Genomic DNA, 25,578 nt, shown 5'->3' on the forward strand with positions numbered 1-25,578 from the left:
GAACACTGCATGAACCCCATGAATCCGCGGTTAATTCACAGTAAAGAAACGTCGTACTTCATTATCAGCCTGCTCTTTAGCATCATGGTCTATTTTGGCCTGGTCATTTCGCTGATCGGCATCTTTTATCTGGCGATAGGTCTTGGCATCACGTTTTTCCTTCACGGCCTTATGATCGGCCACATCCGAAGCAATGGGGTCAAGCTGACGGAGCATCAGTTCCCTGCCGTGCACCGGAAAGTGCGCGAGCTATGCGCCCAGATGGACATCCGGCAGGTTCCCGACGTGTTCGTTCTTCAATCGGACGGGATGCTGAACGCTTTCGCCTCGCGTTTTTTCGGCCGCAACTTCATTGTGCTGTATTCCAATTTATTCGAAATGGCGGACAGCGAAAAAGACGAACTGACTTACGTCATCGCGCATGAATTGGCGCATATCAAACGGAATCACATGACCAAAAGCCTGCTGCTGCTACCCGCCCAATGGATGCCTTTTCTGGGCAAAGCTTATTCGAGAGCCTGCGAATACACCTGCGACCGGATGGCGGCGGCTTATACGGGGAACGTCCCGGCTGCCGTCTCCGCCCTGACCATTTTGGCCATCGGCCGAACGATGTACGCCAAGGTCAACGTCGCCGAATACATCGCCGAGAGCCGTAAGGAAACGGGCTTCTTCGTCTGGTTCAGCTACGCCCTGTCGACCCATCCGCCGCTGCCCAAGCGCATCGAGCAGATGGAGCTGATGCAGGCGCAGCCGCAGCTATTCGGTTATGCCTCGCCCGCCTTCGAGCGGGAGCCCTTCGCCTCCTGACGGACCGACGGGCAGCGAATCCAAACAGAGAAGCCTGCCATTTTGCGATGGCGGGCTTTTTTTGAAACATTTTCCTGGACGGCCCGTATTAGCAGGTTAAGATATGACAAATTTCCTAAAAATCTCTTTAATTATCCGGTAGTATAAGTCGAATTTACTAGAAAATTGTCGACAATGCAGGAAATAACTCTTATACTATTTGTAATATTTTGTTATTGCCACCGAAAACTTACCCAAAGGAGCAACCCGCTATGAAAATCAAATTTCGGCTGTCGCAAACCGTTTCCGCTACGCTCGCTTCCGTCATGCTCGTTACGGCTGTCCCCGCTTTTGCCGCAAACAGCGCCAAACCTGGCGTCAATATGGATATCGGCATTCAAGTCGACGGAAGAGTGCTTGTCCCGCTGCGCGATATCTCCGACGAATTCGGAGCCAAGCTGAGCTGGGAGGAAAGCACGAAATCGATCACCTTGACGAAAGGCAGTACGACCGTCCAATTGAAAATCGGCGACCCGACCGTTCAGGTGAACGGCAAGTCCCAGACGCTTGATGTCCCGCCGCAGATCAAGGACGGACAAACATTCGTTCCCATCCGTTTCGTGGCAGAAGCCTTCGGCGCCAAGGTGGAATGGGACGCCAAGGCCCAATCGACACATATCGACACCAAGGAGAAAGATATGTATATTAGCGCTCGGCCGTATTTCGAGCTGGACGGCGTGCCGCTTGTGTACGATGGCGAAATGAAGAACGGTCTGCCCGACGGGAAAGGCTTTGCCGCTAAAGGAACCTCCATCTACGGCGAAAAATGGTTCGAGGGCCAATGGAAGGACGGAAAACCGGTCCGGGAAGAAGCGCCCCCGGGGACCGAAGGCTATAAAATCTACATTAACGGAAGCTACTTGAAGTCGGATTATGCTCCGATTGTTCGCAATAACGCCGTCTATGTGCCTTTATGGGCCGTACTTGGTAAGGTGAACGCGTCGGCCCAAGCCGTTGACGGGGTCATCCGGATTAATCATCCGAGCCGCATTTTGTTGCTGCGCGCCAATAGCAATCTGCTAACGTATTACGGGGGCAAAATGGACTCGCACACGGTACGTCTGGACTTTCCGCCGATCTCGGAGAATGATGTCATTTATGTGCCGCTTGTCTTTTTGACGGATTATATGGACATGAAAATCGTTTGGGGGGAGCAGCAGCGGGTGGATCTCACCGTCGGGAACTTGTCGAAAAACAATACTTGGGGCAACCAAAATATCATTTCCGATGGAATCAAAAAGCTGAGACTCGATTCGGACGCCGAAGCGATATGGAAAAACTATCCTAACCTCTGGGTAGATTCCCTGCCCCGCAGCAGCGATGGCGCCAAGAACGGCGGATTCGAAAGATTCGAGCAGTTGGCCGTCATCAGCTACAGCGGTCCGACCGTCGTCTTAAGCAACGGGAGCAAGAACGTCCAGTTTAATTTCGATTCGATCGAAGCCATCCATAGATCGTTCTTCACCGCCGATCCGCTGGCCCAATTCGACTGGCCGGAAAGCATCAAAGCGGTCATTCGCCAACAAAAAGTCAGGATCGGTATGACCCAGGAACAAGTCCTGATGTCTTGGGGCAAGCCGAACGATATCAATAAAACGAACGGAAGCTTCGGTACGTTCGAGCAATGGGTATACCGCGGTTCGAGCATCGGCACCGGTAATTACTTGTACTTCACCGACGGCGTGCTCACCTCGACTCAAACTTTAAAGTAAGGTTAACCCAAGAGGCCGTCTCTGTCAGGAGGCGATCAAGGCTCTGTCCGGTTCATAATAACGGATAGAGCCTTTTCCGCTTAGCGGTAGCTCGTTTGCATCCGCTCGCTCAGGAACCTGTTCATCAACAAGGGCAAGGAAATGAGGATGGGCGGATCGTCCAGCCGAGGGACATGGAGCATTACTTGCTGATAAGGAACAGAGGAATACGGCTGAACGACGATCGGCTCTCTTGACCGGGTGCGCAAGGTGTTATGCGGGAGCAAAAAGTCTACCGCCTGCATCCCCCAGGAGACCGATGTGGCCATAAGATAATAAGTGCCCGGCTTCACGCCGGTAAAGCAAAATTCCCCTAGCGAGGAAAGCAGCGTGCCGTGCAGCGGAATTCCCTCGGGAATCGGCCTCGGAAACAAACCGATCAGAATCACGCCTTCAAAAGGGACCTCTGCCTGCACGGTCCCTTCAATTCTGGCATAGTGATCGAAAACGGGATGCCCCGACGTCCAATCGCTGAGCTGCTGCAACGTCCGGAAATGGCTGTCCGCTTGAGGCGTCGAGTTGCGAAAGTCGGACGGTGTCACGCCGACCCGTTCGGTAAACCTCGTTGTAAAAGTTCCCAGACTCTGCTGTCCGATCTCCAATCCGATATCGCGAACGCTCAGATTCGTGCGCAGCAGCAAGTCTTTTGCCTTTTGCAGACGAAGGGAAGAAACATAATATAACGGCGGGAGGCCGATTCTTTCCTTAAAAATACGCGTGAAATGAAACGGACTGTAGCCTGCATAAGCGGCCAAGCGAGCAAGCGGCAGCGGGTCATAAATATTCCGATGAATATAGTCGATTACCGCGTCGATCTCCGGATACTTGTCGGTCGCCATTCCTTCACTTCCTCCGATCATGTTCCTCTAGTCAAACACTTCCAATTCACGGAACAAACGTTCGCTTTCATATTATCATAATTTTTATAGGCATGGAACAGTAAATTTTAACTCATATCCTCCTTTTCGCTTTAAAACATTACATAAAACGTTAGATTTAAAGAAAGTATTTCCCGCGAAACAGCAATCCGTAAGAAACCGGAAGTCCGGGGGAATGCTATACTTGGGATGAAATCGACAAAATTAACGGCTGAAAGGATGTTGTATTATGGCGAAGCTTATACCTTTTTTGGTCTCGGAGGATGCAAGAGCTCAAGCGGAGTTCTATATCAACGCGCTCGGCGGAGAGATTCTGTCCGTAATGACGCACGGACAGCTTCCGGATGCAAGCGAAGCGCTGAAAGACAAAGTGCTGCATATGTGTGTGATGGCCGGCGGAATTAACTTCTTTATGAGCGATTCCGTCTTCGAATCGCTTAACCATGGGAACGGCATTCAACTGAATCTGGAATTCCCGACGGAAGCCGAAGCCCGCGAGGCATTCGCCAAACTTGGCGAGGGCGGCACCGTAAAGCACCCGTTGGAGCCGGCATTCTGGGGCAGCCTGTTCGGCCAGATCGAAGATAAGTACGGCGTGATCTGGATGATCACCAACCAAGCTCAAGCGAGCCAAGCTTAATCCCATACAAAGATTAGACAGACCGCAGGCACAGCCTTGCGGTCTTTTTGCGTGTTAATAGCTAACAAGCGATGTTATGTTAATCCTTCATAAACAGAACATGCCTTCGCTAAAATTCAACAATTCATGCGAACAAAAAAAGGGGGGTGACAAAAAAAGGTAGTGTATGTAAAATGTGTAGTAATGTCATTGCTTTTAATTGTCGCAATTTTTTGCCAACGGTTTAATACAACACTACGACGTCTTCCACAGCAAGCACCATCGGTTTCGGTGACCTCACGAATCTCATGCCTACACGATCGTCCATACGACGCCATGATCCTGGGACGATCCCCTTTCCATCGTTCAAAGCACCTAAGTCCAATACATAAGCGATTTATCGGTCTTAAAAATTCAATCTGGCAGCCATAGTGTTGGAAGCGTTTTCCAACATTGCAAACCGGCTAACTTCTCGAGGTGATCCTATGAACAATCCGTCGAGCGCCTTGCTTGACATCCGTCATTTGAGTGCAGGATTTTCCATTGAAGGGAATTATTATCGCGCGGTCGACGACGTGTCTCTCCGCTTGCTGCCGGGTCAGGTGCTCGGCGTCGTCGGGGAATCCGGCTGCGGCAAATCCGTCATGTCCTTATCCATCATGAAATTGCTGCCCAAAAAGGTTAGCCGGATGGATAGCGGTGAAATCTGGTTTGACGGCAGCAACCTGATGAATTTATCCGAGAGCGAGCTGCTCAAGCTGCGGGGCAGCGATATCGGAATGGTTTTTCAAGAGCCGATGACCGCGCTTAATCCGGTATTTACGATCGGCTATCAAATCGAGGAAGTGCTGGAGAATCATCTTGTCATGAGCAAGAAAGAAAGGCGCAAACGCAGCATCGAATTGCTCAGGTCCGTCGGCATCCCGCATGCCGAGCGAATTGTCGGCGAATATCCGCATCAATTATCGGGCGGCATGCGCCAGCGCGTCATGATTGCGATGGCGATCGCCTGCAATCCGAAGCTGCTGATCGCCGACGAGCCGACGACCGCGCTGGACGTCACGATCCAAGCGCAAATTATTGAGCTGCTTAAAGATATTCAGCAGCAGCGAGGCATGTCCATGATTTTGATCACGCATGACCTCGGCGTTGTCGCCGAGATGGCCGATACGGTCGCCGTCATGTACGCCGGTCAAATTGTGGAACAAGGGCATGTCACGCAAATTTTCTACGAGCCCAAGCATCCGTATTTGCAGCTGCTGCTGCAATCGCTCCCCCGCCTTGACGAGGAGCAGGAACGCTTAAAATCGATTAGCGGCATCGTCCCGTCGCTTGTCCATATGCCCCGAACCGGCTGCCGGTTCGCCGGACGCTGTCCGAGCGCGAGCGACGATTGCCGCAGGCTGACGCCGCAGCTCGCCAATGCAGGCGGCGGCCATTACGTTCGCTGCCTGAACTTTTCAGCGTGTGTGCCTACAGCCCGGGAGGAGGAAACCGTATGAACGACTTGACCGCTCATGACCGCCCACTGCTGCAAGTTCTCAATTTGAAAAAGCATTATCCGATTCACGGCGGGCTCTTTCGGAGGCAGGTCGGCTCGATTCAGGCGGTGAACGACTTCTCGCTCACGATGCGGCGGGGCGAAACCGTCGGACTTGTCGGAGAATCCGGCTGCGGCAAATCGACGACCGGCCGCGCGATCATGCGTCTCATCGAGCCGACGGCGGGCACGATCCTTTTTGAAGGCGAGGACATTACCCGGATCAAAGGCGAACGGCTGCGGCAAATCCGCAAGGATATGCAGATGGTGTTCCAAGACCCGTTCAGCTCGCTGAATCCGAAAATGATGGTCGGCCATCTCGTCTCCGAGCCGATTCGCAATTATGAATCGCGTACCGGGAAAGAGCTGGAGGAGCGCGTCGCTGAGCTGCTCGTGAAGGTCGGACTTGCCGAGGACTCCTATTACAAATATCCGCATGAGTTTTCCGGCGGGCAGCGGCAGCGGATCAGCATCGCAAGAACGCTGGCGCTAAAGCCTAAGCTCGTGGTCGCCGATGAACCCGTGTCCGCGCTCGACGTATCGATTCAATCGCAAGTGCTGAACCTGCTGCAGGACATTCAAGCCGATTTCGGGCTGTCCTATCTGTTCATCGCTCACGATCTGAGCGTCGTGAAGCATATCAGCGACCGGATCGGCGTCATGTACTTGGGCCGGCTCGTCGAGATTACGGATAAGAAAAGCTTGTATAAACAGCCGCTTCATCCTTACACCCAGGCTTTATTGTCCGCCGTGCCGATCCCGGACCCGAACGCCAAGCGGGAGCGGATCGTGCTGCAAGGCGATGTGCCAAGTCCGGCCAATCCGCCCGCCGGCTGCGCCTTTCATCCGCGCTGCCGCCATGCCGTCGCCGCTTGCCGGGAGCAGCAGCCCACACTTAAACAGGTGGCGCCTCACCACGAGGTCGCCTGTCATTTATACGAATAATCTCATAAAAGGAGGATGCGTTCCATGGAAAAAAAAGCTTCAATGATTTTATCCGCCCTGCTGTTTCTTGCCGTGTCCCTTACCGGCTGCACGGATAAAGCACCGGAGGCGACGGACGCGCCAAAAAAGGTTGAAGAGAACAAAGCGGCGACAAGCGAGCCGAAACCGGGGGGCATTGTAAAGTACGGCTATACGCAGCCGTTCAAGGGCGTGCTTGACCGCGCATTTTATGGCGGTCAGGACGACGATTTGATTTTGCGGTTCATGACGGACGACCTGCTCAAAACCGGCGACGACCTCAAGACGTATCCCAATATTGCCGAATGGACGGAGTCGGACGATCATAAGACGTTTACGTTCAAGATCAAGCCCGGCGTCAAGTGGCACAATGGCGACGAGCTGACGATGGAGGACTGGAAGTTCGCGCTGGAGACCGTTGCCCATAAAGACTATACGGCGGCCGGGGGCAGCCGGTACAGCAACGTCGAGATGATTGTCGGCGTTGAGGATTACCGCGAGGGCAAAGCCAAAGATATTGCCGGCATCAAGCTGATCGACAATTACACGATGTCGGTTACCGTCAAAAGCGCTGCGCCGAATACGATCTCGAACCTGTGGTCGTATCCGATGCCGAAAAAGTATTTTGCCGGTGTTGCCGTCAAAGATATGCTGAATTCCGAGCAAGTCCGCAAAAAGCCGATCGGCATCGGGCCGTTCAAGGTAAAAAAGATTCAGCCGGGCGAGTATGTCGAGATGGAGCGGTTCGACGACTATTGGGGAGGCAAGCCGCTGCTCGACGGCGTGATCTACAAGGTAGTTGCCGGCAATATGGCGACCAGTCTGCTGGAAAACGGCGAAATCGACATCATGGAAGTGCCGAACAGTCAATTTAAAGACGTTGAAAAGCTGAAAAATGTCAATATCGATAAACAAGATGCGCTTTCCTACGCCTATATCGGCTTCAAGCTGGGGACGTGGGACAAGAAATCCGAGAAAATTATTGCGAACCCGAAATCCAAGTTCGCCGACAAACGCCTGCGGCAGGCGATGTATTACGCGTTGGACCGGCAAGCGCTGATCGATGCGTTCGCCAACGGTCTGTCCAAGACGATCTCCGCCCCCATGCCGGGAGTAAGCTGGGCGAAGATTCCGGATGATCAATTGAATCCGTACGAATACAATCCCGATAAAGCGAAGAAATTGCTCGACGAAGCGGGTTATAAAGATACGAACGGCGACGGATTGCGTGAAGATCCGCAAGGGAACAAGCTCACGTTTAACTTCGACGCCATGTCCGGCACGGAGGTTGCCGCGCCGCGCGCCCAAACGATGATGCAGATGTGGAAGGATGTGGGACTCGACGTAAAGCTAAACGGAGGCGCATTGAAAGAGTTCAACGCCTTCTACGATGTGGTCGAGAATGACGATCCGTCTGTCGAGCTGTTCGCCGGCGCATGGTCGCTTGCCAGCGATCCCGATCCGAAGGCATTATGGAAGAGCAACGTGCTCTGGAATTTCCCGCGCTGGTACTCGGCCGAATCCGACCGCTTGATTGACGAAGGGATCAGTGAGAAGGCTTTTGATCTGAACTACCGCAAGGACGTGTATCACAAGTGGCAGAAGCTCGTGAACGAAGAAGTGCCGATGATGTTCCTGTATTCTCCGATCGATGTGACAGTGAGCAACAAACGTCTGCAGAACGTCAAGGCGAACTCGTTCACGAATCAAATCGACGTTCATAAGTGGTGGGTCACGCAATGACCGCATCCGGGAGGCTGGGCTTATGCTGACTTATACGTTGCGCAGAGTACTAGGCATGATTCCGCTGCTCCTGCTCATCTCCATTGTGGTGTTCACCCTGGCAAAATCAATGCCGGGGGACGCCCTGACGGGGATGATCGATCCGGCCAACGTGAAGCCGGAATATATCGCCGAAATGCGGCAGCAGCTGGGGTATAACGACCCGATTCCGCAGCAGTTCGTCCGTTGGTTCGGCAACATGCTGCGGGGCGATTTCGGCCAATCCTTCATTCACAAGATGCCCGTGAGCGACCTGTTTTTCCAGCGGCTCCAGAATACGGCCATTCTTGCCACGATGGCCATATGCATTACCTATGCGATCGCTTTCCTGACCGGGATGGTCGCAGGCAGACGTCCGAATACGCCGATCGATTATTCGATCCAGACGGTCAGCTACATTGTCTATGCTCTTCCGAGCTTTATTATCGGAATCGTCTGCATCTACATCTTCGCGATCAAGCTCGGCTGGGTACCCGCCAGCGGATCGCGCAGCGTCGGAGTGGCCGACGGCACGCTTGCGTATTACTTGAACGTGTTGAAAAATTCGCTGCTGCCCGCGTTCGTACTCGGCTCTTTGGGCACAGCCGCTTATACGCAATTTCTGCGCAATGACATTATCGAGAGCAGCCGCAAGGATTACGTCAGGACGGCACGGGCGAAAGGGACAAGCGAGCGGCATATTTACAACCGGCACATCCTGCGCAATTCGCTGATCCCCATGGTTACGTTTCTCGGTATCGATATCGGGGGATTGTTCGGCGGGGCGGTCATTACCGAGACGCTGTTCGTTTATCCGGGAATGGGTGAATTGTTCGTCTCCTCGATCAGCAGCCGCGATTATTCCGTCGTGATGACAATTACGATGTTTGCGTCCGTCATGACGCTGATCGGCAACTTAATTTCCGATTTGCTGTACGGTTACGTCGATCCGCGTATCCGGCTTCGCTAGCATGAGAGGAGGATGGCTATGAATACCGCGACGAAGCCGTTGAATCAAACAATGCCCATCGGCAAAAAACGAAGCGCCTCCCCATGGGTGACGGGCTGGAGCCGATTTTTTCACAACAAGCTGGCGGTCGCCAGCCTCGCGTTTCTGGTCCTCATTGCGGTCCTGTGTGCACTGGCGCCGCTGCTGACCTCCTATGATCCGGTTAAAATCAACCTGCGTCTTATCCATAAACCGCCGTCGGTGGAGCATCTGTTAGGAACGGACAAGGGCGGGCGCGACATTATCGCAAGATTGCTGTACGGCGGACGCACGACGCTGATGATTGCCGTAAGCATCAGCTTTTTGGTGACGTTTATCGGGGTGACCATCGGTTCTGTCGCCGGTTATTTCGGAGGCAAGATCGATAACATGTTAATGCGCTTCACCGATTTTATTATGATTTTCCCGTTTCTTATTTTTGTTATCGTCCTGAAGACAGTCATCGCGGACTCGGGCATCCTGGTGCTAATTGTCGTCATTAGCGTGCTTGGCTGGGGCGGGATCGCCCGCCTTGTCCGAAGCAAGGTGTTGGCGGAGAAGGAGAACGAGTACATCATGAGCGCCGTCGCGATCGGCTGCAAGCCGTTCCAAGTGATCGTCAAGCATTTGCTGCCCAATGTGGCCTCTACCATTATTGTGCAGGCGATCGTCGTAATGGCCGTCATGATTGGCGTAGAGACGGGTCTCAGCTTCCTTGGATTCGGCGTGCCGGCCAATGTTCCGAGCTGGGGAAATATGATGTCGGATGCAATCTCGCCCCAAGTGATCAAAAACCAATGGTGGGTTTGGCTGCCGTCCGCCGTCGTAATTACGTCTACGATTCTCGCCATCAACTTTATCGGAGAAGGCGCGAAGGAAGCGTTCGATCCGAAAGGATAATTTGCAGGGAACACAAAACGCGGCGGCCGTCCGAACATGAAGCACATGTTCCAGACGGCCGCCGCCGTGTTCATGGGCCGGTGCTTGAGAAGCTAGCCCCTCCCTTTATTACATGAAAATTTCGATCACATTGCCGTCTTCCGACCGGTTGCCCGCAAATTCCCGCTTCCCGATGCGTACGCCGCCCTCCCGGTAACGGTTGGCGACGGGCTTCACCGTCAGTTCGCGGCCATTCATCGTCACCCGGCTCAGGCCCTGCCCTTGACCGGTCAGATGATACATGAATGTGACCGGAATCCCCATCACCTCGAAATCGAACTCCAGCCCGTCGAGTGACGGCGGCAGCACCGGATCGATGATCATATCGCCCTCGATCAGACGAATCCCCAAAGCATTAGCAATCAGCTGGTTCATGTAGATTCCCGGACCGCTGGAATAAATTCTCCAGCCGCCCTTCACCGGCACCGAGCCGTTGCGCAATTCGTCAAAGCGCTCCTGCGCCTCGTAGCGGGTGCTGAACTTCGCATCGGAGCTGCTGAAGTAGGCGTTGCTTTGACGAAGCTCCGCGTTCGGCACGACGCTCCGAAGGCCGACCGGGTTAATCGTGGCCAGCCCCTTCCACACCTCGTCCGGTTTGCCGAGCTTGGCCATCGCCTCGATAAAGCGGATATGGGCGTGAACGTACTGCAGGCCGATTTCCCTGCCTACGTTAGCCGCCTGCTCGGCCCGCTTGAACTGCTTGCTGACGCCCCCGGTATAATTCGCCGGGCGATCCATCAGCCGGACGCCGTCCGGATAGAACAGCTTCTCCTTGATGATCCGGTAATGGGCCTCCGCCTGCTCCTGCGTCAGCAGCTCGCCGATCATGCTGCGCGTCATCGGCAGCAGCCGGTAGCGGATGCCGGTTTTCGTATCCGACGGATGCAGCATCAGCTCGGCTTCACCCGGCTGCTCCATGTACACGAATCCGGGAATGACGTCGGATTGCAGCATATACCGGTTAAAGTCCTCCCGAATGCCTTCACCAAGCTGTTTCAGCTCGGCCGCCGTCTCCGTGTCCACTTCCGCCAAAGCCGCGGCGAGCTGGCTGAATACTTGATACGTCAAGGCGACGGTCCAGCTACTGATCAAATAGCGTTTCAACTGGGCATTCGCCGGCTGGAGCGTATCGTCCCAATCCCCGTCGCCGTACGAAGATAAGTGCGTGCCGTGCAGAAAGTGCCGCTTGATATAATCAAGCTGCTTTTTGGCATGCTCCAGCACTGTCTCGGTCTGTTCCGTGAACGTAAAGCCGCCGCGCTTCGTATAGGGCAGCCGCACTCCCAAAATGGAAGTATCCCCGGTCGCCGTCAAATAATCGCTCAGCACCTTAAGCGGCCACACGATAATATCGCCATGGCTTTCTTCCTGCTGGATGAAGGCGTACCGGTCGAACATGAACCATTGCGGCCAGTTCCCGTCGTCCTCGTATTGATGCGAATACACGGTGGTCAAGATGTCTCGCACCACATCGTATTTTTGCGTCGCCAAAAAGTATTCCGTCGGCCCCTGGCACACGTCGCGCGTCCCCCATGCCGCCCCGCCATATTGCTCCAGACCATGCGGCACCGAGAAGTGAACCAGCATATTGTGCGTATACCACCATGCAAGCGTGTTAAGCTTGTCCAGCTCGTCCGGCCGTTCACCGCGCAGGGTCAAGCGGAAGCCGTTCATGACCGATCGGTAAAACTCGCGATACCGCTCGATTTCCGCATCGGCATCCCTTTCGGCAAACGGCAGCTCTTCCCCATGCAGCGAGCCTTGCACCGTCACGGTCCATTCGCTGCTTGCGCTGAGTGCGAGGACGACCAGCGAAGCCGAGCACGGCTCCGCGTTCGAGACCAGCAGCCGCTCGTCTCCCGTCTGCATGTCGGTGCCTTCGACCCTCATGCGGTAGCACAGGCTCGAATAAGCGCGGGCGCTGAGCGACTGGGCGTCCGCATAGAAAGCTAGCGTCCGACCGTCGTCCTGCTGCTCCATGCGGAACGGCAGCTCGTATTCGGCTGCGTTCATGCACACCTGATTCGAGAGCAGGAAGCGGTAAGGCTTGCCGCTGGCCGTACGGACATGCAGCACAACCTCCGGCGTATCCACGGTCGTATAGTTCGTGATCACAAACAGCTCGTCCGCCGTTTTGTAATACCAGCGGGCATAGTTGAAGCCCATCTCGAACATGGACGGCATCGCCAGAAGCCGGTACTGCCCGTCCAACTCGACGTAAATGCGCTGCCCCGACGTCTTCGGCACGTTCAGCGCATTGCGGGCGTTGGTCAGCATTTTGTTGAACGACGTATTGCCGACCACCAGCTGCGCGTTGAACATCCCGTACATGTACGAGGTCGTCGTGATAACCTGCTCGTTCATCCGGTCGTTGTTCCCGGTCATGAGGATATGTCCGTGCGGACGCTCCATGCGCAGCTCTTTTTCCTTCAGCACGACGTGCTCGTGGGTATCGGTGAAAAAGGATAGCAGTTCCTCTCCGTCCCGCTCCACTTGCTGGCGGCTCGGAAACAGGTCTTCGACTTCCTGCCGCGTCATGGACAAGGTGCGCAGTGGCGCTCCGATCTGAGGTGCTGCGCTGACCTTCGCCTGCCAAGAGCCGGAGGAGGCCGGTGCTGGGGCTGAGGATTCCTGCTCCAGCGCCTCTCGCCATGCGTCCGATACGTCGGCTTCGTATTCCAGGGCGGCTACCGCCTCCGGGTGGTTGTCCCGGAACAAGCCGTAAAAGACGAATCTCGCTTCGCCGGCCAGCTTGACCCGTTCGGACTGCAGCGCGATATACGCAAATTCATATTGGTATACTTCGTTAGCCAACGAAGCCTTGGTCAAAGCCTCCGGCTCGTTCGTTTCCTTGTAGGACATGCCGAAAAACTGGAAGCCGTCCGTCGAATAACCGGCCGCTTTCGTGAGACAGCCCTGCTGAAGATAGGGGAACTTCCCCTGCTGCGGCTGATTTTGCCGGGAACAGACGACATACCCCTTCTGCGTGTCCTCGAATACGGCATGGTCGATATATTGGGACAAGTAAGCCTCGTTGCTGCGGACGGCGCCTGGATGGGCGATGCCCACGTCCTGTCCGTAGACGACGTCGACTTCCGCCTCCTGCCCGTACACGGCAACGTCCCAGAACCATACCCCGCGCGCTGTCAAGCGAAAGGTCACTTCATAGCGAAGCGCGCCGGCCTCGCCTTCCCAGACGACGCGACCGCCGTCCACCTGGCGCACACGGCTTGCAGAGTGAACGCCAAGCAAAGGCGTCGCTTCTATGCCGGAGGCCAAGTGCTGCCGCAAAAACAAATTGTTCAACGATCCGCTAACCGGATCGGACAGCCATTGATTGATCATCGTATCTTGGCAAGCCGCGTCGTACAAATCGCCGCTGTTCAAGAAGGTAAACCGTAAATTCCCCGCTTCCGCCCGAAACCGGGACGTGTTCAGCATGGTCATCGTCTCCACTCCGTTTTCTGTTTATATATGGGTGAAAAAAACCGCCGGACACCATCGCTCCAGCGGTCCTTTTTCGAAATCAGTTTTAACCCGAAATCCGCGCTAAAAGGAAAGATGCTTTCGGATAAATTCCACTGTGCGGCGGTTCTGGTAGCCGCTCGTCGCATGTCCCGCGAACGGATGCACTCCGATCTCCTTCGTCGATCTGATCCGGTTGTACGCCGCGAACACGGTTTCCGGCAAGCATACGGTGTCCTTCAAGCCGACCGACACGAGCACCGGAATCCGGATGCGCTCCGCCAAATTCATGATGTCGAAATAGCTTAACGTCTCCATAACCTTATCCAGATGCTCCGGGAACCGGTTCACGAATTCCGCCGCTTCGGAGAGCGAGCTGACCGAATTCAGAATGCCGAAGTCCATATGGCACATATTCGGAATATTCGCGACGGACAGCACCGGCTTGTCGCTCAAGGCGGAGACCAGCAGCGACAAGCCGCCTCCCTGGCTGTCGCCGGCCACGACGATGCGGCCCGGGTCGACCTCCGGCTGCGCCGCCGCCCATTCGACGGCTTGCAGCGCATCGACGGCAATGGCCTTGTAGTAGCAGGTCTCCTTATCCAGAATGCCCTGCGTGATCCAGCCTTTCGTCATCCCGTACGTATTGTCCAGCCGGTTGCCCGTCTCGCCGCCTTGTCCGCGGATATCAACAGCGAATACCGCCATCCCCATCAGCAGCCAGGAGGCATACTGCTCGGGATACCCCCGGCCTCCCGTATACCCGTGAAACAAGACGACGCACGGCAGCTTCTCCCGTACCGGAAACTTCGGAAGCAGATACCACCCTTTGATCGGCGTGTTCGCGAAGCCTTGGTACGTGACATCGTAAGTGTCCATACACGGGAACGGCGTTTCCTGCAGAGTCTGCTGGGCTTGAACCGGCTTGTCGAGCACATCGGCCAGCGTCCGGCTCCAGAATGCCTCCAGGTCGACCGGAGCGGTCGGCTCCGGCGCATACCGGTGAAGCTCTTCGATTCGTTTTTGAACTGCGTTCATGCGCTACCGCCCCGCCTTATCGCTAAAAATTATTTTTTCTGCTGCTTATACCATTCGTTGACTTCCTTCGTCCACGCTTCGCCGCCCCGCTTGTTCCACTCTGCGGCGAACTTGTCGAAATCCTTGTCGGTCGCTTCGCCAATAACCATCTTCACAGAAAGCCCGCGCATCAGTTGATCCAGGTCGGCGAAGTTTTTCGAAACGTTGGTCGACGGCATATAAGCGACGGCCGGGCTGACCACGCCAAGCTTGGATACGACGGTCAAATTGTTCTTCACCGCTTCCTGAATGTTCTTCGGCGCGCTCAGCGGAACGGAGACGAGCGGATCGTTCGGCACGTTCCAGATCAGATAGGCGATCCCATCCTGAGCATACTTATCGCCAATCATCTCGATGGTGCCATCGGCATTTTTCTTATGGTGAACGCCTTCGACGCCCACCTTGCGAAGCATATGGGCTTCTTGCCCCGCCTGCCAATCGAGCAGCTCGATCGCTTTTTTCGCCTTCTCCTTGGAGATGTTGGCTGGCAGCACGAACTGTCCGAACATGCCGACGCCGTCCGGGAATCCGGTTTTGCCGTCCTTGCCTACCGGCGGAGCGATCATGATCAGCTCGGCCTTCGGATCGACCTTCTTCAGATTCGTCACAAAACGGCTGTAATCGCTCGTTTGGGCGCCGAAGAAGATCCCGGCCTTACCGCTTTCCAGCGTCTCCCACATCTGGTTGTCCTTCATGACGGTGAAGTTTTTATCGATACCGCCGTCTTTATACAGCTTCGCCAGCCACATCAGCGCTTCCTTGCGCTGCGGCGTAATGGCGGAGTTCATCAGCGTGCCGTCCTCCATTTTGCGCCAGCCGTTGCCGGTATCGAACGCCATGAAGACCGGGTCCAAGTGATAGCCGAGCGTCTGGTTCAGCACGATGCCGACCGTATCTTCCTTGCCGTTCTTGTCCGGGTCGTTCTTGGCAAACTTAACCGCCGTATCGTAAAACTCGTCCAGCGTCTTCGGGATCGGCAGACCGAGGTTATCCAGCCAATCCTTGCGGATCACGACGGCTCGCTCCATCTGCGCCGGACGCGGAATTCCGTACGTTTTGCCGTCGATTTTGATGAAATCCCACATCGACTGCGGCAAGTTTTTCAGATTTTTCGTATCTTTAATATAGTCGTCGAGCTGCAGAAAAGCCCCTTGCTTCGCATATTGCGTAAAGTTCGGGTCCGGGAAGGACATATAATGCGTAATGTCCGGCAGACTGTTGGCGGCTATGGACGCTTTCAGCTTTTCCGGATATTGGGCCGAAGGAATCGCCATGGATTCGTATTCGATCCCGACCGCTTCCTCCATCTTTTTCCACACTTCCGTCTTTTGCGGAGGATTGCCGTAAAGCGGGTACATCATGCTGATCTTCTGCTTTTTCCCGGAATCCCCGGACGCTGCGCCCTCTTTCCCCGTACCGCCCGATTTGTCTCCGCAGCCGGTCACCGTTACCAAAGCTGCAACAAGGGCCAAGGACGAGATTTGTTTCCACCGTTTTCCCGATACTTTCATGTGAACCCCTCCGTTTTATATGTTCATAACCGCCATAACCTATATGGTCAGAACCGCGCCGCAGCGCCGCTCGTGAACCCAACCGCTGATACCGCTCATCCCTTTACGGAGCCGAGAAGCACGCCTTTGGCAAAATGCTTTTGCAGAAACGGATACACCACCAGAATCGGAAGCGTCGAAACGACGATCGCCGCCATCTGAATCGTGACCGGAAGAATGTCCTGTCCCCCCGAGAAGCCCGATTGTCCCATGACATCCTGCGTTGAGCCCTGGAAAATCATTTGCCGCAAGAACACCTGTACGGTCCACAGCTCCGGCTTCGTGATGTAGAGAACCGCGTTGAAAAACTGGTTCCAGTTGCCGACCGCATAAAAAAGCGTAAAGGTCGCCAGCGCCGGCATGGACAGCGGAAGCACGATCCGGAACAGCAGACCGAACGTGCGGCACCCGTCGATTTTCCCGGCCTCCTCCAGCTCAGAAGGAATGCCCTGAAAGAAGTTTTTCAGAATAATAAGGTTGAATGCACTGATCGCGCCGGGCAAAATGAGCGACCACACGCTGTCCAGCAGGCCGAGCTTGTTAACGACGATATACGTCGGAATCATGCCGCCGCTGAACAGGATCGTAATCGTCACGAGCAGCAGCACCGTTTCTCTGCCGGGCAGCGTCTTCTTGGAAAGCGGATACGCCATAAAGGTCGTCAGGGCCAGATTGACGAACGTTCCTCCGACCGTCGTCACCGCCGTGATGTACAGTGACCGGACAAAATTGGTATTGCCCAGAATCGTGCTGTACGCATCGAACGAAAAACGGTCCGGCCATAAAATGATCCCGCCGCGCAGCACCTGCTCCATGGGCGATAGCGACGTCGCCAAGATGTAAACGAATGGAAATAACGAGCTTAGTGCAAGCAAGATGAGCACAAGCGCGATCGCCCCATCGGCGATCCGGTCCGTCCAGGTTGCTCTACTGTTCATTGTGCAAGTCCCTCCCCCTAGAACACGCCTTCTTCGCCGAATTTTTTGGCCAATTTGTTCGCTCCAAGCACCAAGATCAGACCGACGACCGATTTAAACAGACCGACCGCGACACCGAAGCTGAACCTTCCGCCGCCGAGACCTACGCCGCCGATGCCTTCGCGGTAAACGAACGTCTCAAACACATCGCCGACCGGGTACACCAGATCGTTGAGCATCAGGAAGATTTGCTCGAAGCCGACATCCAGCACGTTGCCGAGCCGCAAAATGAGCAGAATCAGAATCGTGCTGCGCAGCGCGGGCAGCGTCACGTGCCATAGCTTGTGCCAGCGGTTCGCGCCGTCGACGGTCGCCGCTTCGTACAGCTGCGTGTCCACGCCGGAAAGCGCTGCCAAAAAGATAATGGTTCCCCACCCGACTTCCTTCCAAATGTTCTGGAGCACAATCATCGTCCGGAACGAATCGGGGTCAGCCAGGAAGTTATGCGCTTCGCCGCCGAACGAGACGATGAGTTGGTTTACCAAGCCCGTTTCGGTATTGAGCAGGATATACGTGATCGAGCCGACCACGACCCAGGATATAAAATGCGGCAGGTAAACGATCGTCTGGATTGTGCGCTTGAACCATTCCCGCAGCAACTCATTGAGCAGCAGCGCCACAATGATCGGGGCCGGGAAATAAAACACGATATTATAAAAGCTGATCAGCAGCGTGTTGCGCAGCAGCCGCCAAAACTGATCGTATTGGAACAAATCAACGAAGTGCCGGAAGCCGACCCACTCGCTGCCCGTCACGCCGAGAAACGGACTGTATTCTTGAAACGCCATGATGATCCCGAACATCGGCACATACTTGAAAATCAGGAAGTACAGCAAGCCTGGGAGCAAGAGCAGGTAAAGCTCCCAGTGCGTAAATATTCTTCTCGTAAGCGAAACGTTCCCGACTAACGATTTCAAGTCTCCATCCCCTTCCCGCGATTCGGAGCAAGCCGAGGAGGCTGGCAAGACAGGCGCTCGATCAGCTCGATTTTTAATTTATACGACTTGTTGACGTATTCCCCACCCATCGCCTGGAACACAAGATGCGCAGCCATGGTGCCCATTTCGTACTTGGGCTGCCGGACTGTCGTTAAGGGAGGAGATAAATATTCCGCCACCTGAATATCGTCGAAGCCGACGATCGATACGTCCCCCGGCACGCTCAGGCCGAATTCGCGAAGCGCCTTGTAGCCGCCGATCGCCATTTCATCGTTGCCGTAGAAGATCGCAGTGGGACGCTCTTCCTGCATGAGCAGCACCTTGGTCGAATGATAGCCGCCCTCTTCCGTGAAATTGCCGACCAGCATCCATTTCGTATTGGCGATTCCTTCTTCTTGCAGCGCTTTCAAATAGCCTTCTTTACGATGCTGGCTGCCCAGCGAATTGCTCGGCCCCCCGATCCAGGCGATATCGCGGTGTCCCTTCTCCATGAGATAGCGGGTCGCTTCGTATCCGCCCTGAACGTTATCCGCTGCCACATTCATAATGAAATCACCTTCAACATAACGGTCCATCACGACAATCGGGCAGCCTTCCCGGGCCGATTCGCGCAGCAGATGCTCGCTGATGTTCGGATCGAGCACGATCGCGCCGTCCACTCTTCGCTCCTGCAAAAATTTATACGCCGTCGAATCGGCCCCGCCGACCGAGCTGCATGCAATCAGATCGAAGCCGTTGGACAGCGTGACTTCCTGCGTCCCGCGGATCAGCTCAGAGTAATAAGGCCCCGACAGGTCGCTTAAAATGAGCAGAATCGTCTTCGTCGACTTGCGCTTGAGATCCATCGCGAAGCCGTTCTTTTGGTAATTCAGCTCCTTGGCTGCCTGCAATACCAATTCGCGGGTTTTCGGACTTACTTTATCGCTTCCGCTGAGTGCGTAGGATGCGGTCGAAAGCGCCACTCCCGCATGCTTTGCAACGTCTTTAATCGTAACCATAGTTCCCCCCGATAAAGCCATCCGAAATTTATCGAAACGTTTCGATTTGTTTTTATTATAGCTCCGGAAAAAGGATTGGTCAATGCGGGTCATAAAAGCGTCACAGAATGAGGAGCGGGGACAGTCGAGTCACGAAAAAAGCACCGGCCTTCAGGCCGATGCTTTAGTGGTCGTTTTGCGTATAGAGGCTTGCTCCTATCCGTGCTGCGGGTAAGCCAGAGGGGAATCGCAATAAGGGCATGTTTTATTCTCGCCGGGCTTCAGCAGGGCGGACGACCCACAGCCGGGGCACTCCACCGTCTTGGGCGTTGGGGGCGGCGTCTGCGGCCTGCTCTGCTGCGGCACGAAGCTATCTCCGTTCACGGACACGTTGACATTTACCATCGAGGCCCCAGGGGCCCATTGGTTAAATACAATGGACATCGAGTACATATCGATGAACGCATCCTGAAACACGCCGAGATAAATCATGCGCTGCAGGTCGTTGACCACCACGGCTGGCCGCTGGTTCGTCGTCTCCGCCAAGCTTTGGACGGAAGTCACTCCCTGCACCAAAACGAGATGACGGTAATAGTCATATCTGTCGAAGAGCTGCTTGCGCCGCTGCCCGCTCTTCCACAGCATGTATATGCCGGGAATCAAGTCAAGGAGGACAACCCACACCATCACCCAATACTGAATATCGCTCCCTGCGGCCAAGTGAGACAAGAACGAAATCAGAAACGGGATAAATATAACCAGAAACGTCGTGCCGGCATTTTTCCAGTCAATGACCTTCTGGTAGCTCAAATCGCGGTGCTTCCATAGACGGATAGCCAGCAAAATGAAGCCGATCGGAAAAAATAAAATAAGTCCCAGCGCTATCGCAACGCCGCTTATGGCTGGACGATCATAATTCAAGGAGGCTCCCTCATTTCTTTTATGCTTCGACATGCCTATTTTACTCCGGGTAACTTAGCAAAGAATCACAATAAGGACAAGCTTTGCTCTCGCCTGGCCGCACGATTGTAGACGAACCACAGCCATGGCACTCAACCGACTTGGGCAATCGTTTTTCCGACGGTTTGTATAAAGGCAGTGGCTTGTCCCACTCGTGAATGTGGCCTTCGCCAGTACCCTCGCGGGCAACAAAACCTTTCTGATGGAAAACAAGGGTCAACGAATACATATTTATGGAAGCATGCGGAATCATGCCGCGACCGATCATGCGTTTCAAATCGTTGATCACCACGCCCCGGCGCTGGTTGATTAATTTCTCGATACCGAGAATGGATTTGATCCCTTGCTCCATGATGATATTGCGATAAAGCTTGTACCGGTCATTGAGCCGTTTTCGCTTCCACTGGCTTATCCCTAGCAGGAATACACCCGGAAGAAGAAAAAATAGTTGATTGATTTCATTCGTGAAGATGAAGCGCATGAAAGGAAACATAATCAAAAACGCCGTGCCCGCAACTGTCCAATCATATATTTTTTGATAGCTCAAGTCCCGATGCTTCCGTACACGGATAACGAACAGAATGATACCGGCCGGGAAAAAGAGAACCAACGCCAGTACGACTAGCACGCCGTTTATCGCCGGTTTATCCGTATTCAATTCGGTTTCCGCCTCCCCGCTTGGTGTGCTGAATACCTGCCTTCTATCCGCTCTTCGGATACGTTAGAGGGGAATCGCAATACGGACACGCCTTGCTTTCGCCGGGCTGGAGCAAGGTCGACGAACCGCAGCCGGGACATTCCACCTTCTTCGGCAGCGGCTTCTCTGCCGTTTTAGACGACGAGGTCGTTTTCATGTATTCGTTTAAGAGCTCTTTGTAGGCACCTTTGAGCTCTTTGGTCAAACCTTCCAATTCCTCCACTGCGGCAGTACGTCTTGAGGACAAGTCCATTGCCGGCCGATTAATAACGATGGTCATTGAATTCATATCGACAAAAGCATCCTGGAACGCACCAAGATAAATCAGGCGCCTCAAATCGTTGGCAACGACCGTCGGCCTCTGCTTGGTCATCTCCGCGATCGTCTGGATCGAAGTAATTCCTTCTGTTGCGACGATATGACGATAATGATCGTACAGGGTAAAAAGCTGTTCGCGTTTCTGTCCACTCTTCCACAGCATGAACAGCCCCGGCAGCAGCAAGAACAGGATAGCGGCGAAAAGAGACACATAAAATACCCCAAACCTCTCCTCTTGGATGGCGAAGGACAAGGTTATAAAAAGGGGAAACGTAGAAATCCCGAACAAAGTAAAAAGGGTTACCGCGGCATTTTTCCATTCCAATACTTTTTGATAGCTCAGATCGCGATGATTCCTCAATCGGATAGCTGCCAAAATGAGACCCAACGGAAAAAACAAGAGGAACGCCAGCAATATCCACTCGCCTTTTATAGCAGGTCTATCGTCAAAGTCCAAGCGTGTTCCTTCCTCTCCTGATTCGATCATTAACATTTACAAAGGATACGGCCTTCCTATTTCGACGGATACGTCAACGGAGAATCGCAATAAGCACACGTTTTGCTTTCCCCGGGCTGCAGCAAGGTCGACGAACCGCAGCCGGGGCATTCCACCGTCTTCGGTAGCGGCTTCTTGTCCGTTTTGGACGAAGAGGTCATTTGGGTGTATTCGTGCAGAATCTCTTCGTAAGCGCGTTTGAAGTCTATGTCTTTAGGCAGATCTTCCGGAAAATCCTTCTCAGTCGTGCTCTCCTGAGGCGAGTGAAAAGGTGCCGTCGGTTCGACTGACCGCTGAAAAACGATCGCCATTGAATCCATATCCAAATAGGCATTGGGGAACTCGCCAAGACCGAGCAGGCGCTTCAAATCGTTGGCAACGACCGCCGGGCGATGCCAGGTCATCTCCGCGATGGTATGGACAGAAGTAATTCCTTGCAACATGACGATCTGGCGATAAGAGTCATAACGGGCCAAAAGCCGTTTACGACTCTGCTTGCTCACCCATAGCATGGATATTCCGGGAGTGAAGAAAAAAATAATAAGAATAAACCACATCGAAAACAACGCAAACGTATCTGCTGGAGATATACTGTTCATGAATAAAAATATCGATGCCCAGAATACAAACAGAACAAGAAAGGTTGCGCCGGCATTTCGCCAGTCATCTATTTTTTGATAGCTCAGATTGCGATGCTTCCACAGTCGGATAGCCGCCAAAAGGAGGCCCGCCGGAAAAAACAAGAGGAACGCCAGCACGATCACGACGCCTTGAATAGCCGGTCTGTCCATGTCCAATCTAACTTGTGGCTTCTCTTCTATATTGCTCTGATGCACCGTGTCGACCTCATTTCAACGTGATCAGCTGGCTGTTTCTGCGGCCCAGGTCGGCGGAGATATCGCGCAGAAGCTTGCGGGACATCTCGACCTTGCCCTTCTCCTCCGCCTGATCACTGAGCCCGCGGACGCAGCGCTCCAATTCCTTGATCTGCCACAGCAAGTTCTCCTCCATATGAATCATCGAAGGATGTGAAACCGGGTCGCTGTACTTCACTTTTTCGATCAGCTCCCGTACCCCCGCTTTCAACGCTTCCCGTTCCTCGATTTCCTCTTCTTCCAGCGCATAGCTTACCGAATCGAGAGCCAGCTTCATCTGCTTCATCAGTTGCATCTGTACCCTTTGATCATCCTCTTGATTCCGCACAACATTCGTAAAATGATGGGCAAGCCCCATCCCGATCGCCCAGACCGCGGCGGTGATGACTTCAATCACCACGAATGAGGTCAGGGAAATCCGCAAGGTGAGCCAGAAAAAAGCCGTATGAAAAATAGCGGCAGCTCCATACAACACCGATATCGTAACGAAGGTCAAGGAGGCGGGAAGCCCGTCTCCGCGCCGGTTTTGCTTCACTTCACCTACTGCGCAGTAATAACAAGCCGCTTCCGCAAGAACGATGGAGATCAAGGAAGTCCACCAGTGCCCGGTTCCCCAATCCTCCACACGACATAAGAAAAAGGCAGCTACGGTTACCAAGACAATGAGGCCGAACATCAATTTGGCGGCCACGGCAGGCAAACGATTCATATTCATCTCAAGCTCCTTTTCACCCTAACTTATTCCCGCATTCAAAACAAAACTTTTGCCCCGGCTGCACGACCTGCTGACACTGACTGCAAGTGAGCACCATGCTCTTGCCGCACTCCGGACAAAACTTCGCTCCCGCCTCCACCATCGTCGCACACTGGGGACAAGGAGCGCCCAGCGACTCGCCGCATTTCGCACAATGAAGTGCCTGTTCCGGGTTATCCGCTTGGCAGCGGGGACAAGGATGGTACTTATCGCCGCAGTTCGGGCAAAATTTCGATCCCGCCGGAAGAGAATGCCCGCACGCTTGGCAGGCCACGTCCGAGGAAGCGGCTCCCTGCTTGAGCGATTGTCCGCACCCTCTGCAAAAGCTGGAATCATGCGCATTGCTCGTGCCACAATTCGAACATGTCTGCACAGGAGTAGACACATCCATATGTCCCGACAACCGCGAAAACGAATCGCCAATCGTCATCCCAACGCCTTGACCGAGCCCCAGACCGATGCCCGCTCCCAAGAAGGCCGATGGATTCCCTTCGTTCTTCGCCGCGCTTTCCAGCGTATTAAAGGTTCTTTCCTGCTGGTAAGAGAAGCCGAGAATGTCCATTTCTGCTTTTTTCGCCAGCGCTTCCTTTAACCGCCTCGTAGCCGGATCTTCCTCGGGCAGATTAATGGAATCGATCTGGAAGCCGACCAGGCGAATCCCGTATTCTTGAAAAATCGAAACGATTCGACTTTCCATATGTTTGGAGATTTCGGAGATATAGGCGTTAATTTCCAAAATGCTAATTTTTTTATGTACCAGATAAGCGGAGATGAGCTCTTTGATGTTCATCATCAGGATACTGCGAAAATATTTGCCAAGCGCCGCCTGATCGACCGCCGGAAGCGTCCCGACCAGCTTAAGCAGAAACTTGCGCGTATCTTCGATCTGGATGCCTAATTGACCGAACGCGCGGACCGATACCATCATGTGATATTTGGGCTCCTGCAGTTGAATCGGAGTCGGCGTCCCCCATTTCAAGTCCAGCTTGTGCAGCTTGTTCACGAACCAAATTTCCGCCGTAAACGGCGACTTGCCGCCAAAAGGCAAATTGACGACGGAGGAAAAAACCGGAATATTTTGCGTTGATAGCGTGTGCCGGCCGGGACCGAGCAGGTCAAGCGCCTCCCCGCCTTTGAACAGCAGCGCTTCCTGGGTTTCATTGACGATCAGTTGAGTCCATGTGCCTAGTTCTTGGTTCGGATATTTCCATACCAATAAATCGGGCGGCCCGTCGAATTTGACTACTTCTATAATTGCCATCTAGGTACCCCTTTCCATATGCTGGTCTCGCGCGTAATCCTTTTACATTAATATACTACGAAACCAACCCTTTTTGGACTCAAAATTTTCCATTTGATGCGTTATAACAGACAATTTTGCTAGATTTCGACAAGATGCGGAAAGAGTTGGAGTGGTTTGTCGGGGAGGATTCCGGGAAGTCCTATTTTTAAAAAACACATACATACTGTATAATTGTTATAACAATTTGACATATTAATAAGGAGAATGATGATATGAGCAAGGTGGTTGGGATGGAGCGAAAAGTCGCCAAATTCGGCAACAGCTTAGGCATCACGATGACAGAGGCCTTCAAACGAATCGGAGTGGAGCTCGGTGACTCGGTACAGATCGATGTGCGGGAGCAAGACGGGGAGATCGTCATACGAAAAGCAAACAAAGTTTCCCTACCTGCAGGAATAAGTCCGGATTTTATGGAGACCCTTTCGCAAGTCATGGAGGAGTACGATGAAACTCTGAAAGGGTTAAAAGATAGATAATGGCTCACGTTCGTTATTTAACCATTCAAGAAGTCATCGCCGTAAACGTAGCCGTTATTCAAAAATATAGTCTTGGCGAACATATCGGAGTAAAAAGCAACAGCTTGTTGGAATCAGCCGTTCTGCGTCCTCAGTCTTCTGCGTTCGGAGATGATGCTTATAGCACCCTGTTCGATAAAGCAGTTGCCCTTTTCGAATCGTTGGGGCAAAATCATCCTTTTCAAAATGCAAACAAACGAACGGCATTTACCGCTTTAGTGATTTTCCTTCGGTATAATGGCTATCGGTTTGTGATGGATGTTAAGAAGGCTGAAGATCTTACTGTGGATATGGTGAATCATAGGTACTCTTTTGAAGAGCTGGTTGAAATTATTGAGCAGCATGCCGTGGTTATTGATTCGGAGTAACATGCAAAAAATGGGCCGAG

23 protein-coding genes are annotated in these 25,578 nt (G+C 53.6%); 10 read left to right on the plus strand and 13 right to left on the minus strand.

The features are described from left to right. Positions 1-9 precede the first annotated feature (9 nt). Positions 10-810, plus strand: a complete 801-nt coding sequence (locus PEL01S_RS20260) for a M48 family metallopeptidase (RefSeq protein WP_239551373.1) — start codon at positions 10-12, stop codon at positions 808-810. A 251-nt stretch (positions 811-1,061) separates the two neighbouring features. Then, entirely contained in the window at positions 1,062-2,561 is a 1,500-nt protein-coding gene (locus tag PEL01S_RS20265) for a stalk domain-containing protein (RefSeq protein ID WP_127461594.1), read from the plus strand. Positions 2,562-2,641: 80 nt separating this feature from the next. On the opposite strand, the gene PEL01S_RS20270 is transcribed toward PEL01S_RS20265, so the two are convergent. Beyond that, positions 2,642-3,439: a helix-turn-helix domain-containing protein gene (locus tag PEL01S_RS20270; RefSeq protein ID WP_127461595.1), complete on the minus strand. Its 798-nt coding sequence runs from the start codon at positions 3,437-3,439 to the stop codon at positions 2,642-2,644. 268 nt (positions 3,440-3,707) lie between these two features. Here PEL01S_RS20270 and PEL01S_RS20275 point away from each other — a divergent pair, with 268 nt between their 5' ends. From PEL01S_RS20275 to opp4C, 6 genes are all read left to right on the plus strand, one after another. Continuing rightward, the gene (locus PEL01S_RS20275) at positions 3,708-4,118 is read left to right on the plus strand and encodes a VOC family protein (RefSeq protein WP_127461596.1); all 411 of its coding nucleotides are present in this window, start codon (positions 3,708-3,710) and stop codon (positions 4,116-4,118) included. A 464-nt stretch (positions 4,119-4,582) separates the two neighbouring features. Further along, entirely contained in the window at positions 4,583-5,599 is a 1,017-nt protein-coding gene (locus PEL01S_RS20280) for an ABC transporter ATP-binding protein (RefSeq protein ID WP_063179152.1), read from the plus strand. Further along, a complete protein-coding gene (locus PEL01S_RS20285; protein ID WP_063179150.1) occupies positions 5,596-6,582 on the plus strand; it encodes an ABC transporter ATP-binding protein in 987 nt (328 codons plus the stop codon). The genes PEL01S_RS20280 and PEL01S_RS20285 overlap by 4 nt, the downstream gene beginning before the upstream one ends. A 24-nt stretch (positions 6,583-6,606) precedes the next feature. After that, positions 6,607-8,343, plus strand: a complete 1,737-nt coding sequence (gene opp4A, locus PEL01S_RS20290) for an oligopeptide ABC transporter substrate-binding protein (RefSeq protein ID WP_127461597.1) — start codon at positions 6,607-6,609, stop codon at positions 8,341-8,343. A 22-nt stretch (positions 8,344-8,365) separates the two neighbouring features. Next, a complete protein-coding gene (gene opp4B, locus PEL01S_RS20295) occupies positions 8,366-9,331 on the plus strand; it encodes an oligopeptide ABC transporter permease (protein WP_063179146.1) in 966 nt (321 codons plus the stop codon). Positions 9,332-9,349: 18 nt separating this feature from the next. Beyond that, a complete protein-coding gene (gene opp4C, locus PEL01S_RS20300; protein ID WP_127461598.1) occupies positions 9,350-10,249 on the plus strand; it encodes an oligopeptide ABC transporter permease in 900 nt (299 codons plus the stop codon). Between the two features lie 108 nt (positions 10,250-10,357). Here the strand turns inward: opp4C and PEL01S_RS20305 are convergent, their stop codons facing one another. From PEL01S_RS20305 to PEL01S_RS20360, 12 genes are all read right to left on the minus strand, one after another. After that, positions 10,358-13,735, minus strand: coding sequence for a GH36-type glycosyl hydrolase domain-containing protein (locus PEL01S_RS20305; RefSeq protein ID WP_127461599.1), 3,378 nt, complete (start codon positions 13,733-13,735; stop codon positions 10,358-10,360). 102 nt (positions 13,736-13,837) lie between these two features. Further along, positions 13,838-14,791 carry an acetylxylan esterase gene (locus PEL01S_RS20310; protein WP_063179140.1) on the minus strand — a complete coding sequence of 318 codons (954 nt, stop codon included), beginning with the start codon at positions 14,789-14,791 and terminating at the stop codon, positions 13,838-13,840. Between the two features lie 29 nt (positions 14,792-14,820). Further along, entirely contained in the window at positions 14,821-16,341 is a 1,521-nt protein-coding gene (locus PEL01S_RS20315) for an extracellular solute-binding protein (RefSeq protein ID WP_063179138.1), read from the minus strand. A 95-nt stretch (positions 16,342-16,436) separates the two neighbouring features. Beyond that, positions 16,437-17,318: a carbohydrate ABC transporter permease gene (locus PEL01S_RS20320; protein ID WP_063179136.1), complete on the minus strand. Its 882-nt coding sequence runs from the start codon at positions 17,316-17,318 to the stop codon at positions 16,437-16,439. Between the two features lie 17 nt (positions 17,319-17,335). After that, positions 17,336-18,274 carry an ABC transporter permease gene (locus PEL01S_RS20325; protein ID WP_127461600.1) on the minus strand — a complete coding sequence of 313 codons (939 nt, stop codon included), beginning with the start codon at positions 18,272-18,274 and terminating at the stop codon, positions 17,336-17,338. Beyond that, a complete protein-coding gene (locus PEL01S_RS20330; protein WP_063179253.1) occupies positions 18,271-19,293 on the minus strand; it encodes a LacI family DNA-binding transcriptional regulator in 1,023 nt (340 codons plus the stop codon). Before PEL01S_RS20330 ends, PEL01S_RS20325 begins: the two co-directional genes overlap by 4 nt. A 195-nt stretch (positions 19,294-19,488) precedes the next feature. Further along, positions 19,489-20,193 (minus strand): hypothetical protein, encoded by a 705-nt coding sequence (locus PEL01S_RS20335; RefSeq protein ID WP_127461601.1) that lies wholly within the window; start codon positions 20,191-20,193, stop codon positions 19,489-19,491. Positions 20,194-20,233: 40 nt separating this feature from the next. Next, positions 20,234-20,890, minus strand: a complete 657-nt coding sequence (locus PEL01S_RS20340; protein ID WP_127461602.1) for a hypothetical protein — start codon at positions 20,888-20,890, stop codon at positions 20,234-20,236. Between the two features lie 43 nt (positions 20,891-20,933). Next, entirely contained in the window at positions 20,934-21,704 is a 771-nt protein-coding gene (locus PEL01S_RS20345; protein ID WP_127461603.1) for a hypothetical protein, read from the minus strand. 56 nt (positions 21,705-21,760) lie between these two features. Then, positions 21,761-22,507, minus strand: coding sequence for a DMT family transporter (locus PEL01S_RS20350; protein WP_127461604.1), 747 nt, complete (start codon positions 22,505-22,507; stop codon positions 21,761-21,763). 82 nt (positions 22,508-22,589) lie between these two features. After that, complete coding sequence (locus PEL01S_RS20355; RefSeq protein ID WP_063179124.1) at positions 22,590-23,333, minus strand: hypothetical protein; 744 nt, start codon at positions 23,331-23,333, stop codon at positions 22,590-22,592. Between the two features lie 13 nt (positions 23,334-23,346). Next, positions 23,347-24,633, minus strand: a complete 1,287-nt coding sequence (locus PEL01S_RS20360) for an SPFH domain-containing protein (protein WP_127461606.1) — start codon at positions 24,631-24,633, stop codon at positions 23,347-23,349. 254 nt (positions 24,634-24,887) lie between these two features. Here PEL01S_RS20360 and PEL01S_RS20365 point away from each other — a divergent pair, with 254 nt between their 5' ends. After that, positions 24,888-25,151 carry an AbrB/MazE/SpoVT family DNA-binding domain-containing protein gene (locus PEL01S_RS20365; protein WP_063179120.1) on the plus strand — a complete coding sequence of 88 codons (264 nt, stop codon included), beginning with the start codon at positions 24,888-24,890 and terminating at the stop codon, positions 25,149-25,151. After that, the gene (locus PEL01S_RS20370; protein WP_063179118.1) at positions 25,151-25,558 is read left to right on the plus strand and encodes a type II toxin-antitoxin system death-on-curing family toxin; all 408 of its coding nucleotides are present in this window, start codon (positions 25,151-25,153) and stop codon (positions 25,556-25,558) included. Before PEL01S_RS20365 ends, PEL01S_RS20370 begins: the two co-directional genes overlap by 1 nt. Positions 25,559-25,578 lie beyond the last annotated feature (20 nt).

The organism is Paenibacillus elgii NBRC 100335 (genome assembly GCF_004000865.1).
Lineage (GTDB): Bacteria > Bacillota > Bacilli > Paenibacillales > NBRC-103111 > Paenibacillus_G > Paenibacillus_G elgii.

Excerpts from the sequence above, each read along its gene's own strand:
- PEL01S_RS20260 (WP_239551373.1), top strand. The coding sequence starts at position 10 with ATGAACCCCATGAATCCGCGGTTAATTCACAGTAAAGAAACGTCGTAC.
- PEL01S_RS20265 (WP_127461594.1), top strand. The coding sequence starts at position 1,062 with ATGAAAATCAAATTTCGGCTGTCGCAAACCGTTTCCGCTACGCTCGCT.
- PEL01S_RS20270 (WP_127461595.1), bottom strand. The coding sequence starts at position 3,439 with ATGGCGACCGACAAGTATCCGGAGATCGACGCGGTAATCGACTATATT.
- PEL01S_RS20275 (WP_127461596.1), top strand. The coding sequence starts at position 3,708 with ATGGCGAAGCTTATACCTTTTTTGGTCTCGGAGGATGCAAGAGCTCAA.
- PEL01S_RS20280 (WP_063179152.1), top strand. The coding sequence starts at position 4,583 with ATGAACAATCCGTCGAGCGCCTTGCTTGACATCCGTCATTTGAGTGCA.
- PEL01S_RS20285 (WP_063179150.1), top strand. The coding sequence starts at position 5,596 with ATGAACGACTTGACCGCTCATGACCGCCCACTGCTGCAAGTTCTCAAT.
- opp4A (WP_127461597.1), top strand. The coding sequence starts at position 6,607 with ATGGAAAAAAAAGCTTCAATGATTTTATCCGCCCTGCTGTTTCTTGCC.
- opp4B (WP_063179146.1), top strand. The coding sequence starts at position 8,366 with ATGCTGACTTATACGTTGCGCAGAGTACTAGGCATGATTCCGCTGCTC.
- opp4C (WP_127461598.1), top strand. The coding sequence starts at position 9,350 with ATGAATACCGCGACGAAGCCGTTGAATCAAACAATGCCCATCGGCAAA.
- PEL01S_RS20305 (WP_127461599.1), bottom strand. The coding sequence starts at position 13,735 with ATGACCATGCTGAACACGTCCCGGTTTCGGGCGGAAGCGGGGAATTTA.
- PEL01S_RS20310 (WP_063179140.1), bottom strand. The coding sequence starts at position 14,791 with ATGAACGCAGTTCAAAAACGAATCGAAGAGCTTCACCGGTATGCGCCG.
- PEL01S_RS20315 (WP_063179138.1), bottom strand. The coding sequence starts at position 16,341 with ATGAAAGTATCGGGAAAACGGTGGAAACAAATCTCGTCCTTGGCCCTT.
- PEL01S_RS20320 (WP_063179136.1), bottom strand. The coding sequence starts at position 17,318 with ATGAACAGTAGAGCAACCTGGACGGACCGGATCGCCGATGGGGCGATC.
- PEL01S_RS20330 (WP_063179253.1), bottom strand. The coding sequence starts at position 19,293 with ATGGTTACGATTAAAGACGTTGCAAAGCATGCGGGAGTGGCGCTTTCG.
- PEL01S_RS20355 (WP_063179124.1), bottom strand. The coding sequence starts at position 23,333 with ATGAATATGAATCGTTTGCCTGCCGTGGCCGCCAAATTGATGTTCGGC.
- PEL01S_RS20360 (WP_127461606.1), bottom strand. The coding sequence starts at position 24,633 with ATGGCAATTATAGAAGTAGTCAAATTCGACGGGCCGCCCGATTTATTG.
- PEL01S_RS20365 (WP_063179120.1), top strand. The coding sequence starts at position 24,888 with ATGAGCAAGGTGGTTGGGATGGAGCGAAAAGTCGCCAAATTCGGCAAC.
- PEL01S_RS20370 (WP_063179118.1), top strand. The coding sequence starts at position 25,151 with ATGGCTCACGTTCGTTATTTAACCATTCAAGAAGTCATCGCCGTAAAC.